At 42.0% G+C, this 13,497-nt stretch carries 6 protein-coding genes; 2 read left to right on the forward strand and 4 right to left on the reverse strand.

Annotated features, from left to right (window positions below; translation table 11 throughout):
- Positions 1-6 precede the first annotated feature (6 nt).
- The 4 genes from ACFOEK_RS03060 to ACFOEK_RS03075 form a co-directional block, all read right to left on the reverse strand.
- Positions 7-3,351 (reverse strand): tetratricopeptide repeat protein, encoded by a 3,345-nt coding sequence (locus ACFOEK_RS03060; protein WP_386715982.1) that lies wholly within the window; start codon positions 3,349-3,351, stop codon positions 7-9.
- Between the two features lie 73 nt (positions 3,352-3,424).
- Positions 3,425-5,503 (reverse strand): flagellar filament capping protein FliD, encoded by a 2,079-nt coding sequence (fliD, locus tag ACFOEK_RS03065; protein WP_386715985.1) that lies wholly within the window; start codon positions 5,501-5,503, stop codon positions 3,425-3,427.
- Positions 5,504-5,663: 160 nt separating this feature from the next.
- Positions 5,664-6,095, reverse strand: a complete 432-nt coding sequence (locus tag ACFOEK_RS03070; protein WP_386715988.1) for a flagellar protein FlaG — start codon at positions 6,093-6,095, stop codon at positions 5,664-5,666.
- Between the two features lie 87 nt (positions 6,096-6,182).
- Entirely contained in the window at positions 6,183-8,420 is a 2,238-nt protein-coding gene (locus tag ACFOEK_RS03075) for a flagellin N-terminal helical domain-containing protein (RefSeq protein WP_386715991.1), read from the reverse strand.
- A gap of 453 nt (positions 8,421-8,873) precedes the next feature.
- On the opposite strand from ACFOEK_RS03075, the gene ACFOEK_RS03080 reads away from it, so the two are divergent.
- Together ACFOEK_RS03080 and ACFOEK_RS03085 are read left to right on the forward strand one after the other, a co-directional pair.
- A complete protein-coding gene (locus tag ACFOEK_RS03080) occupies positions 8,874-11,123 on the forward strand; it encodes a flagellin N-terminal helical domain-containing protein (RefSeq protein WP_386715994.1) in 2,250 nt (749 codons plus the stop codon).
- A 268-nt stretch (positions 11,124-11,391) separates the two neighbouring features.
- Positions 11,392-13,449 carry a methyltransferase domain-containing protein gene (locus tag ACFOEK_RS03085; RefSeq protein ID WP_386715997.1) on the forward strand — a complete coding sequence of 686 codons (2,058 nt, stop codon included), beginning with the start codon at positions 11,392-11,394 and terminating at the stop codon, positions 13,447-13,449.
- The last annotated feature ends 48 nt before the right edge of the window (positions 13,450-13,497 follow it).

A 13,497-nucleotide genomic window follows, 5' to 3' on the forward strand; every position in this document is an offset into this window, starting at 1 on the left:
CAACCTCTATACTTTTTCCAATACATCTCGCATTAGTGCATCTGTATTTATATATTCATGTTCTCTTAACATTTCTAAGCTTGGATACCATGGCACCTTAAGGACATTATGTTGCCAATGCCATAAGGATCTTGGCTTCAACAATACTAAACCAGGTTTATTAATCGCTCCTGCAAAATGTGCATTAACATTTGAAACAGTCACCACTGAATCAAGCGCAGCTATCATCGCAATGGTAGATTCTAGGTCATTAGTAATATCGATTTCAGGGTCTAAATAAATTAGATTTGAATCTGCTCCTAATAGCTGCACTTCGTTAGATACATCAGCATATTGAATAGAAATACACTGAATATTCTCAGCCCTCATTAGAGGAAGGAACGAAGTTAAATTAACATCTTTACTACTTCCCCACGTATTACTAGCACTTCGCCATGACAACCCAACCAACTTCTTATCAGGAAACATTTCTCGAAACTTTTTACTATAATATGCTAGTTTCTCTGGGTGGGGCCTTAACCAGTCAGTTTCTGGTTGATAGCAATCAAACTCACCCAACATAAAAAGAGGAAGGTTCCCTAAATAAACTTTTCTATCAATTGTCTGCTTTAGCGAGAAATCAAGACCCTCGTACTCGGATTGAACATGAATAACTCCAGGAAAAGTCCGTCTCGTTAAATCAACAAGTTTGGGAGAAACAGTAAGAATCAAATCTTTTCCAAACAGCTTTTGGAACTTTCGAACGAATTGAAAATTAAGAACTTGATCACCAATACCTTGTTCGCATACCACTAATATCCTTTTTACCTTAGAATCTGAAAGATCCTTTTCCTCTAGAGCAGGAATAGAAGGGTAACTAACTGCTTCTTTAGAAAAAATATCTTTCGAGACATTACGAACAGACGAGTGACGCTTAAAGCCTTCCTTTAATTCACCAGAAAGTAATAGGCAATAACCTAAACTAGCATTAAGCATATGACTAAGTTCCGGTCTTAGAGATAAAGCTTTTTTAAAGCCCTTAATACCTGCTTCTACATTCCCAAGATAGCTTTCAAGCTCAGCCCTTAATATTATACTTACTACCGGATTTCTATATCCGAATGATTCGTCAAATGTATTAACCATATTAAAGCAAAAATCAATTCTCTCTTGAGGAATATAGTTCCTTAGGGTTAACCATTCACGCTGCTGAAATAAGAATGAGCTTAGTAAATCTAAATTTTTTATGGAATGAGAAAATTCAAGAACCTTTTCCCACTGCTTACTTGCTAAAGAATAATCTTCCATATCAAGCGCTCTCAATAACTTCTCGAGCACAACCTCTTCATAATAAAATTCAGACTTAATAAGATTTAATAAAGCATCTGTTTCCTGATATTTACCAAGCAATCGACCAGCCTTAGACATCAACAGCATATTCTGGTCTGACGTTTCACCTATCTCCAGTAATGGTGCAACTAGATCTGTAGATTTTTTAATTTCTCCAGCCTTTAAATATAGCTCTGCTAAATAACTTTTGTGACTATTAGGCAACTCAGATGTAGAAATACTTTCTAACTGCGTTTTTAACTGCTCATGCCTCTGCGTAACAAATAATGCAATTACTTCTCCAATGGTTGGAATAGAGTTTCTTGTAACTCCCTTAAACCGGTGACAAAGGTAAGCTGCAATTTCCTCTAATTGGGAATACCAGGTGTTTGGATTGCTCTGCCGAATTAGACGCAAACTTTGATACCAACACGAGTGATCCCCTGTGGTTAACCAATGCCATGGAGGTCTTTTCGAAACTAACACTGTTGCAGGAACCCCTAAAGCACCACAAATATGGGCAGTAGCATTTGATATTGTAACGACATAGTCCAGTGATTCGATCTGAGCAAAAGCACTTTCTAAATCATGTTTTTGATCGACGGTTTGATCAAAGAAAACATCACAATCATGCTCTTTCTTTATGGTCTTCAGGTCTTCTTGAATGTCACCATACTGAAGTGCAACCCACTGAACTTGAGGAATTCGAAGTAAAGCTCCGAGTTCTCGCATAACCAAGTCTTTACTATTACCTAATGACTTGCTAGAGCTTTTCCAGGTTAAACCGACAATTATCTTTCCAGGAAAAAGTTTTTTATATTTATCACGAAAATAACTAACTTTCTTAGCGTCAGCCTTTAAATACGATTTAAGCCCTTTTGTCGGTGGAGAATCAGGGCCTAAAATAAACAACAAATCGGACAAGTGACAATAAAGGTCATAATTATTTAGCTTTATTTCACTTTCTATAGAAAGCACACGGGTTTTAGAAAAATCACTCTGATTAAATATAGGAACTAAGCGTTCATCAATGATAAGAGTTACTGACTTAGGCTTGTATTTTTTAGACAACGTTTTTAAAAATCGACTAAATAAGATTCTGTCACCTAACCCTTGCTCACCAACAACAACTAAACGCTGATGATCTAAAGGCTGACCTTCCCATTTAGGCAAATGATCTAAACCCTCGACATAATCCAAAGTGTCGTAACTTTGGATTCGAGACGGCTTTAAGGCATAAGCCTCCTTGAAAGCCCCCTCTCCTAACAAACAATAAGCAAGGCTTGTTCTAGATTCTTCATCCTCTGGAAATTCTTTGACCAATTGCCCAAATGAAGTAATCGCTGCTGCAGTATCTCCTGTTATGTATTGAATATCAGCTTCTATTGCAAGAAGGTCCCTTCTATTTTCAGGAAGACTATTTTTATACTTTTCGATCAGTATTCTAATTCGCTGAACATATCCCCAATCTAACAAATTATCAGAACGTATTTGTTCCCTCATAAACACTAACAACGTTAAAAGAGACTCATCCGATTGAAGCTTTTCAAACCCACGTTCAAATTCAAGATAGGCTAGATCTTTTTTCCCTCGACCTGCATAGCAACGCCCTAGTAATAAATGTGACTCGGAAAACATGTTCTCACCAGGAATACTAAACAACTTAATTGCATCAGAAAGCATCCCTTTTTCCATACAGGTATAGCCGGCAAAGAAACACAATAACGGATCGGTTGGGTTACTATCCAAGGCAGAAGCAAAGAGTTGAAGTGCATCATCGAATCTTTTCAACGAAACATTTAAGACCCCCTCAATCAAATACTTTTCTTGCAGATTAGGAGTTTGTTTAAGTTGATCAAATAAGGCGTCAAGACCATGCTGTAACACAGAAATCTCGACTTTTGCTTTAAACAAAAAACCAGGAAAACTATCAAAGAGGTTTAGATTTTCATTCAATATTGAAGCAGCTCGAACATGATCTCCCACATCTATCGCGTGAGAGACTTGTTCTTTTAAGGTTTTTATTACTTTGACACTGCTCATGAACTCATCCCTTGACATAAAAATTGACACTGGATGCAATACAAGCAATAAAGATACCAGCTAGAAACCGAGACTAATCGTCTCCACCGCCAGTAAATGAACTCACAATTGCAGCTAACTGCGTCTTAACAAATTGCTCTGTATTGTTAAGCTGCGAAACCCGAGTATCTGCAGCAATAAACTGGCGAGTAAGCCGCTCTTGAAATGATTCAAGGCGCTCATCCAGGTCAATCCGTTGCTGATCTACCGCATTCAACTGCTCATTCAAGGAAAAAATTTTATTACTAATTAAACCCTCAAATGAAAGCATGTCATTAAAGCTCTCAACCATGCTTTGTGCAACACCATCTGCGACAGTAATAGTAGAAGTTAACTGAGTAGAAGCACCTGGAAATGAAGTAGCAGTAATATCAACTGAGACACCATCTGCCGGGTCATCTTCGAGACTTAAGGAAAGTCTTTGCCCACTGCCGGTTGCCGGTTGCCCATTGATAGTTCCTTCAACATCAACACCATCTGTACCATTGCCTACAGACAAGCCATATGCACTACCATCTTCAACACTAGTCAAATTAACAGAAGATGATGATCCAAATTTTTCCGAGGTAAAAATCAACGTATCAGAATCAACAGTGACGGTAACACCGATATCTGAAAGCGCAGAATCCGCATCAATCTGAGTCTGAATTTCTGCTGCCAAATCAGCTAGAGTCGCATAGGTATTGTTTGTAAGCGTCAGAGTACCTGAGGTCACTCCATCCACTTCCAAAACCAGCTCATCATTTGTACCATCTATTAGAATGTTTGTTGGAGTACCAACTACAGAGCCCGAAAGTGCACCTTGGGTAGCTAGCTGAGTGACTACCACATCATATTCACCAGGTTCGGTTTTACTACCAATAGATGCAAAAGTTACATCATCGTTATCACTAATCAGGTTGCGCCCAAAAATATCTGCAACCTCATCAGGGTACTCCTCTAACTGATCTAGAAACTCTTCAGAATCAAACTCTATTTGACCCGTTTTATAATCCGTCTTAAAACCAATTTCAGCCAAAGAACGAACATTAGCATCTTCAAGTCCAGGAACAATTTGAGTTAAGTTCCCACGCAACTGCATACTCAAGGAACGAACGGTTGAGTCCCCCAGTAACACAGCCCCCTGACCTGTTTCAGAATCATAGGCGGTCACTTCCTTAATAATACTTTGCAGCTCATTATAAGCATCAGTAAAGTTTTGAAGGCGCTCTACGATTAAATCTTCATCACGAGAAACTGTAATTGTCGATGAGGTAGTCGTATCACTTAACTCAAAAGTCACACCATCAATCAACTCTTCCACTTCGTTAGTAGATCGAGTGACAGAAATACCATTAAACGTTAGCTCTGCATCCTGAGCCCTAACCGATTCTGTCATATGCTGATTAGTGGCATTAAAGCTCAATGCCGACAGTCCATTTGCATCCGAGCTATCACCATCAGAATCGCCCGACACCGTCATTCTAAATGCAGAAGTTTCACCCGTTTCATCCGACTTCAATACCAAACGATACCCAGAACCATCATTTAATATAGAGGCAGTGATACCTGCATCTTTTTCATTAATGGCATCACGAATACCCTCAAGAGTATTGTTATCGTCTGTCACAATGATACTAATTGGATCACTACTGGCATCGTCAGTAAAACCAGTAATATCTTCATTATCACCGCCGTCAGGCGCATCACCAGGAGTAGCATTGGTATCACCAAATGTGAAAGTACCAAATTCAATCGTTAATACCCCATTACTTAACGCAGTATCTTTTGCAGCAAAAGAAGAACTAACAACGGACTGGCTTTGCGCCAGCTGCTCAACACTCATAGAGTACGAACCAACCACGGCACCCTTTTCTGTCGAAACACTAATCGCAGAGGAAGAAGAACTCCCCTGTGTACTAGTTAGAGCACCATCGATGGTTAAAATACGAGACTGTAATCGAAAATCTTCGATAGCGGATTTGATACGACCTACTTCAGACAGTTGAGTTTCAAGTTTCTCTTGGTTTGCATCCAAGCGTGGCTCGGTGGCACTTCGCTCCACATCAACTAACTGATCAATCAGATCGCTGGTTAGAAAACCAGAACCGATCCCAACTGAAGTAATACCCATATCACACCCCTAAATCATCACTAAAGGTTAGTAAGCTCACCGTACAGAAACGGCAAAAGTCGGCCGCCTTTCGACGACCGACCTGCAAATTATTGCAGGAATCCCCACCTCCGAAGAGGTTAGTTATCCTATTTATCGGCTCTTAATGATTAAACTTTAATCAAACCGATAAACTAAATAACTGCAATGGTTCATCCTGATCCAATTTACGTGCCAACCTGAGAACCGTCTCATCAGGTATCTGGCGAATTACTTCTTCTGAACGACCGTCCATTACAGTGACTACCGTTTCCCCTGAATCATCATCAACACTGAAACGTAAATTACGTTGCTGGTTTTGAATATAATCATTCAATTTGGAAACCGCTTCATCCACTTGCTTTTCTTGTAGTTCAGTTTTCTCAGCGACACGCTTAGCAAGTTTTTCAGATTGTTCTTGTCTTACATCAACACCTTTCGATGCCTGTTCAACCTGAGCACCTGAAACACCATTATAAGCCGTTGCTTTCGCCGATCCTTTAGTAGCAGATTCAGAGGGCTGTGCTTGAGGAGCTGAAGCAGCAAAACCTGCAGTCATTCTAATATCAGCCATAATTCACCTCTTAATTTATCTTTGCACGTTACCCGAAGGAGCTGCTTTTTCAGTATATGAAAGAACAGCTCCATTCCTACTCTGCTATTAACCCAACAGTGACAGAACCTGCTGAGGACGAGCATTTGCCTGAGACAACACTGAGATACCAGCTTGAATCAGTACCTGAGTACGTGATAGTTCAGCTGTTTCCGCCGCGTAATCCGCATCACGAATTCGAGAGTTCGAAGCACTCAAGTTTTCAGACGTAATGGTTAAGTTACTGATAGTTGAGTTAAAGCGGTTTTGAGTTGCACCCAAGTTCGCTCGCTCGCTACTTACTTGTTGAAGAGCATTATCAACTGCGGTAATAGCTGTTAATGCGCCATCCACTGTAGATAGATCCACATCTTTCAGGAAGGTGCCTGCCTCTTCTGCACCGTAAGTACCAGCGCGGAAGCCAAAGTCCTCAATACCTCCCGTTTCAGAGTCAAGAGTAAACTCCCCGGCCGACTCCAGCCTCACTGTACTGGTAAAGGTATAACCTGCACCATTGACCCCCGCGTTAGCAGCAACCGTGTCAGGTAATGCAAGACCTGTCGCGTCAAACGCATTAGTCGCACCGTTCGCCTGATTACTCTCAACTGTAATATTACGCCCGTCTGCAGCACGAAGTTCAATACCATCACCTGCATCAACTGCAACAACACCAGTTTGACCAGAGATTGAGTTAATTGCGTCAACAGTATTACTCCGCCTATCAGACGCATCACCACCAGCCGCACTTAAATCAATTGCAGTAGTACTCACACCGTTAATAGTAAATACAGCACCTGCTGCACCAACGGTTGTTCCTTGAGTACCTTTAACCACATTCTCCTCTGCAACCGCAGTTACGCCAGTTTCTTCTGAGACTTCATTAATCGCAGCAGCACGAGCAATCGCGCTTGAAGAAATATAAGCCTCAAAACTAGCGCCAGTCTCACTATAGGAAGACGTATCATCTGCTGTTGTTGTTGCACGGATGGAAATACCGTTAATAGTCAAGTCGCCCGCATCGATGGTTGCCGGCGAAGCACTAGCCGCATCGGCAAATCTAGTTGAGCTCAACTGAGCCTTAGAGCCAGACTTAGTGCCTTCTGTAAAACCAGTATTTTCAATATTACCTGTTCCGCCTTCAATAGTAATATCCGATCCATCAGCCGATTGAAGCAAAATCGAGCCCGTTACTACTGACTCAACAGCACTTGCAACACCCGTATCAAGAGATGTGCCTAAACCTAGCTGAGCCGTCTGTGTCGCAGTGGCCATAGTGAATGAACTAATGGCAATATTGCGACCATCAGCCGCTGATAAGGTAATACCCGTATCGTCATCGCCAGTATTAATCGCAGTAACACCGGTTTGACCGGACACAGCATTAATGGCTGCTGCTATCGCTTCACGGTTAGTATCCGCATCCAGGTTAGCCGCAGTCGAGATAGCAATTGATACACCGTTAATTTCAAGGGTACCCGAGTCATCAGCATAGGTATTACCACCAGCCGATAACGCCTGGCCTTGAACCACTGTCTCCAGTGCTACAGCCGTCACACCTGTTTCATCGGACTTCTCATTAATTGCAGCTGCTTTAGCAATAGCACTAGAAGCAGAAAATGCAGTAGATGAAGTATCAGCTGCTGATTTTGATGCATCAATGGACACACCATTAATCACTAAATCACCATTTGCAAGTGCATTAGCCTGATTATCGACATAGTTAACAGATGCGGCACCAGTAAGAACATCAGCAGTAATTTCACCACCCATTGCACTAACACCTGCAGTTTCAGCAACACCTAGGGTACTAGTCGTCACTTCACCAATAGACACCTCAATGGAGTTACCTACGTTCGCACCCGTTTGGAAAGTAATTCCAGTGAACGAACCATCCAACAGAGACGTTCCGTTGAAGTTAGCTGTTTGCGAGACATTTTCAATTTCATCAATCAACTGCTGAGCTTCTAAGTTCAAAGCTTCACGGTCGATAGCGTTGTTCGTGCCGTTCGCAGACTGAACAGCTAGTTCACGAATACGCTGCAAGCTGTCTGTAATTGAATCAAGTGCACCTTCAGCCGTTTGAGCTAGAGATACACCATCAGCAGAGTTACGAATCGCTTGATTATTACCATTAATCTGAGAATCGAAACGCGTTGAAATGGAAAGACCCGCAGCATCATCTGCTGCGCTGTTAATACGTAAGCCCGAAGACAAACGCTGTAAAGCGGTATCGTTACCAGCTTGTGCGCTGTTCAAGTTACGCTGTGCATTCAAAGATGCAATATTGGTATTAATAATTTGTGGCATGGTTCATTCTCCGTATTTTTTTGTTCGTCGTTTGACGAATTGATCCGGATTGACATTTAAGTGGCAAACAACCCATCTCAAAGAGTTTTATCGGCAATTTTTTTTTCAGCTTTAGAAAAATATTGCACCTTTAGCTTCTCCAATGACATCTTTATCGGCAGCCTAGCCTCAAGCTTTAACGCTTTCTGTTATTAACCTGACAGATTTACGGCGAGTACTTGCCTCTTGAACCAACAACCTCTCAAACAACCTCATAAAACAAAATATAACCAACTGAAAAATAATGACTTTTTAATTTCTGGCCTAGCATCTGCCTTATTTCAAGCAAGCCAAAAACATTATCAAGTTAACGGCAAGAGTTTGCAGTGACAGTGGTAAGCAAGGAATACCTATGCGGTTCTAGCTGTCCTGCCATCTCATTCAAATTCTTGAGAAAATGAGAAGGAGTTATCCATGCCTCAGATTATTAACACCAACATTGCGTCGATTAACGCGCAACGTAACTTGAATGAGTCGCAGAGAGAAAACCAAACCGCATTACAACGTTTGTCTTCTGGTTTGCGAATCAACAGTGCTAGGGACGACGCAGCAGGCCTTGCAATTTCTACCCGCTTTGACGCCCAAATCGAGGGTACGCAACAAGCGACTCGAAATGCAGCCGACGGTATTTCTCTAGCCCAAACAGCTGAAGGCGCACTAGATACCGTAATTGAATCTTTACTTCGAATTCGTGAACTTGCACTTCAATCAGCCAACGGAACTAATGATTCTACCGACCGTGAAGCACTGAACTTAGAGGTTCAGCAGCTCGTAAGTGAAATCCAACGAGTCGCAGAAGATACGACCTTTAACGGGCAGCCACTGTTGGATGGCTCTTTCGAAGCAACTACATTCCAGATTGGTCCAAACAATGGTGACACCATAGACATTTCGATCGGCCAAATGACCACCGATGTCTTAGGTGCTGGAGCAACGGCAGGTATTAGTGGCTTTGGCACCACCAGTACCGCTGCATCAACAGGCCCTAATGCATTATCTACTGGCGATCTCATTATTAATGGCGTGACTATCGGCACATCCTCTGGTGCAGATGATACAGCGTCATCAACAGATAAAAGCGGAAGCGCTATCGCAAAAGTAGCAGCAATCAATGAGAAATCCGAAGAAACCGGTGTTGTAGCTGAAGTTCTAGTAAATGAGCTTCAAGGTGTTGCGGTTTCAGCCGCTGCTGGCACATACCCTAGTGACACGGGTACATTCCAGATCAACGGTGTAGAAATTACTATTGCAACCGATGCTACCCTAGATAACGATGTAAACCGTGAAACCGTAGTTGCAGCAATTAATGCGGTATCAGGTCTAACTGGTGTAGAAGCTTTAAACACCAACAACGATGCTACAGGTATCCGTTTGACAGCTGAAGACGGTCGAAACATCACAATTAATATGAGTGATTTAGGGGGATCTGCAACGGGTGCAGGTGGTCTATCCGCAGCCGATATAGGCCTTGGCTCTAATGCGACAGGTGCTGCAGACTTCACTTCTGCTGGCGGCTATGTACTTAGCAGCATTTCAAATGAACCCATTGTCATTGATGGCGATAGTGACCTGACAACCAATGCAGGACTTAACCGTGGCACCTATGAGGCCAACATTGCTGGTGTAACATCACTACCTAGCAACTCCGATTTGACAGCTGCAGCGGCCTCTTCAGCAACAGCAAACACTCTTGTTAGTGGTGACTTGGTAATCAATGGAGTAACAATTCCGGCCTCTACTGCTCAGGATGACATCTACTCTTTCTCTGGTACCACAACAACTGCAGCCGGAGGTGTCGATACTAGCTGGGTCTCTGCGTCAGCCATTGCTAAAGCAGCAGCAATTAACAAAGCTGCGGAGCAAACCGGTGTAGATGCAAGAGCGCTTGAGAATACAGTTGTCGGTTTTGATCAAGGTTTACCAGGTGGTACAGCTGCGATTGCAGGGGGAACAATTACAATTAATGGCGTTCAAGTAACAATTTCAACTCTGGATACAACCGTAGCTGCCACAGATGATACTAATGCAGAGCAAAATAGATTAACTGCCGTAAATGCCATTAACTCCGTCGCAGGCCAAACAGGGGTTGTTGCCATTGATACCGGATCATCCACTGAAGGTATAAGACTCGTAGCTGAAGATGGCCGAAATGTTGTCATCGAACTAAGTGATCCGAACCTAAGACTTGCTGCCGGTATCAATGGTCACGGTACAGCTACGGAACCTGCTGTATTTGTTGGCGCAGTAGAGCTTTCAGCAGCCAAAGAGTTCGAATTAAGAACAACTACCGGCAATATTGAAGCTAATTCAGGCTTACGTGTAGGCTTCTATGGAGGCGCCACTGACGGTCAATTCTTGGAAGATATCGACATCTCAACAGTAGAAGGAGCACTCGAAGCCCTAGCTGCTGTGGATAATGCAGTTGATACGGTTAACTTCCAGCGTGCCGATCTCGGTGCCTACATGAATCGTTTCGAATCTACAATTCAGAACCTTCAAATAAGCAACGAGAACTTAAGTGCATCAAACTCTCGGATTCGTGATGCAGACTACGCTGCAGAAACAGCCGAGCTATCTAGAACGAATATTCTGCAACAAGCTGGGATTTCAGTTCTTTCTCAGGCAAATTCTCAGCCTGAACAGGTGCTATCTTTGCTTCAATAATGTTGTAAAGAGTACTTATTTAAACCGGCCTCTGGCCGGTTTTTTTGTGCTTATAAAACGCATTGCAGTGATCAACTAATACCTAACAAAGTTTGCCGTTTTTCTTCCTAAAATTGCCTTACCTTTCGGTTACTTGGTGCCGCCTATCCCCCCCCCCCTTTAATACAAAACCTAACACAATGATTTTAAAGACTTTTTAAACTTGGCACTTGTCTTGCTCAAATATAATAAAAGCGAAAACGCATGATCTATTTAAGAAGGATTAGTCATGAACGCAATCAGCCAACAAATTCAAGATAAGCACCCACAGTTTAACCAAACAATTGATGGTGCATCACGTTTAGTTCTAGCTAACGAATATTACAACCGTTCAGTTCAAGCCGATCTATCAATTGAAGAACGCATCAAAGAACGTCTGAAAGCTAAAAAGATTTGCCTTGAGGTTCTTACTGAAGAACCGGATCAAGTAGACATGCTTAATATCATGGGCCGTATCTCAATTGATGAGATGGATTTTGATTCTGCTCTGGTCTTACTGACTAAAGCACTAAAAGCAGATCCAGAAGTCATTAACAGCTGGATCAATATGGCATATTTACACCTTGTATGCCGTAAGCCGGAACATGCTGAGAAATGCATTAATCACGCACTAAAGCTTGAGCCTGAAGACCTAAAGGCTTTAAAAGTTCTTGCTTATACCAAGCTTCAGCAGGGTAACTTTATAGAAGCATTCCAAACTTACCGAGCTCTTGTTAATCAAGGTTTGATCGATGAGACAATTCAGTCAGGCCTCGCCCAATCAGCACCAATGATCAAGGCTGAAGCATTTGATTCTCAGTTACAATCGGACGTAGAGAGCTTTATGAAGCTGCCGGAAGTTAACCCGGAAGCTTTTGCCCCACTAGCAACTTCATTACTAGATCACAAGTACGGATTAAGTGACGATGACAGTCAATTAAATCTTGATGAACTTGCAAATGATCATTTTTTACTGACGTGCCTTAGTAATATCCAAATGCCATCCAAAGTTATTGAAGAGCTTGCCCGTTCTCTGCGTTATTGCGTATTGGCGGATAGCCTACACAACACTCGTATTCGAGATGAACTTGTCAATTTAGCGGTTGCTTTAAGCCTATACAGCTCGAACAACGAATTCGTAATGGAAATTAAGCCCGATGAACAAAAGGGCTTAGAGTCATTAATCATGCTTCTTAACGGTTTCGTTGCAGACAAAACCTGGCATCCAAATGATATCTGTGGAGCAATGGTGTTAGTGACCATGTATCAGCCAATCTCATCTCTTGGTATTTCAGAAGATATCTCTGAACGCTCCATCAATGATTGGGCTGATTTTATGCAACCAATCGTAGAAAAAACTCTGTTTGATAATCTATATCTAACTGAGTTGGCGTCTGAAAACCTTAAAATTACCGAAACGAGCCAACAACCTGAATCAAACGTTATTTGTGATCACTACAGCGAATCTCCGTATCCTCGTTGGACATCACTAGGTTATCACACACCAACAGATTACCTTCAGGCACTACACACTGAATTGCCACATTTCCAACCGTCAAAAGAGCTAAAAAACAAGACGCTTGAATTCTTGGTGGCTGGTTGCGGTACAGGCCTTCAAGCAATTCGTGCAGCTAAATACTTTAATAACATCAAAGTTACTGCCATAGACCTGTCATCTTCGTCTATTGCTTATGCTCGCATGATGGCAGCTAAATTGCGTGTAGAGAATGTAGAATTTCTTGAAGGTAACCTTCTTGATGTCAAAAAATTGGGTAAAACGTTTGATGTCATCGAATGCTCAGGTGTACTACACCATATGCCAGAACCTGAAGAGGGTCTAAACGCTCTCTATGAAGTACTGGCAGATCACGGTCTTATCAAAATCGGTTTGTATAGCGAGCTAGCTCGCCAGCAAATTTCAGCGACAAAAGAAATCATCGAAACCAACGACATCAAACCAACTCTGGAGAATATCCAACAATTCAGAGCTATGTTGATGAACAAAGAAATTGATGGTCAGTTTGATGAGATCGTAAGTCGCCCAGATTTTTATACAACCAGTGGCTGTCAAGACCTGCTTTTCAATCCAATAGAGCACTTATATACATTGCCTAAGATTGAAAGTCTCTTGGCCAAGTTTGATCTTAACTTCCTAGGCTTTATTGGCATAAACAACCGATATAAAGCGCAGTTTGACTCTGCATTCCCACTAGATCAAACACGCTCAAGCCTTTCTAACTGGGATCAAGTTGAGCAAGCAAACCCTCAAATGTTTAATTGTATGTATCAACTATATTGCTCAAAATAGAAAATAAAGGTGGTCCCCAGCAAGGACCACCTTTACTACAGGATAAAA

It is taken from the genome of Litoribrevibacter euphylliae, assembly GCF_042646085.1.
Lineage (GTDB): Bacteria > Pseudomonadota > Gammaproteobacteria > Pseudomonadales > Litoribrevibacteraceae > Litoribrevibacter > Litoribrevibacter euphylliae.

What these genes read in the sequence shown, in the direction of transcription:
- ACFOEK_RS03060 (WP_386715982.1), bottom strand. Translation starts at nt 3,351, where the DNA reads ATGAGCAGTGTCAAAGTAATAAAAACCTTAAAAGAACAAGTCTCTCAC.
- ACFOEK_RS03085 (WP_386715997.1), top strand. Translation starts at nt 11,392, where the DNA reads ATGAACGCAATCAGCCAACAAATTCAAGATAAGCACCCACAGTTTAAC.
- fliD (WP_386715985.1), bottom strand. Translation starts at nt 5,503, where the DNA reads ATGGGTATTACTTCAGTTGGGATCGGTTCTGGTTTTCTAACCAGCGAT.
- ACFOEK_RS03075 (WP_386715991.1), bottom strand. Translation starts at nt 8,420, where the DNA reads ATGCCACAAATTATTAATACCAATATTGCATCTTTGAATGCACAGCGT.
- ACFOEK_RS03080 (WP_386715994.1), top strand. Translation starts at nt 8,874, where the DNA reads ATGCCTCAGATTATTAACACCAACATTGCGTCGATTAACGCGCAACGT.
- ACFOEK_RS03070 (WP_386715988.1), bottom strand. Translation starts at nt 6,095, where the DNA reads ATGGCTGATATTAGAATGACTGCAGGTTTTGCTGCTTCAGCTCCTCAA.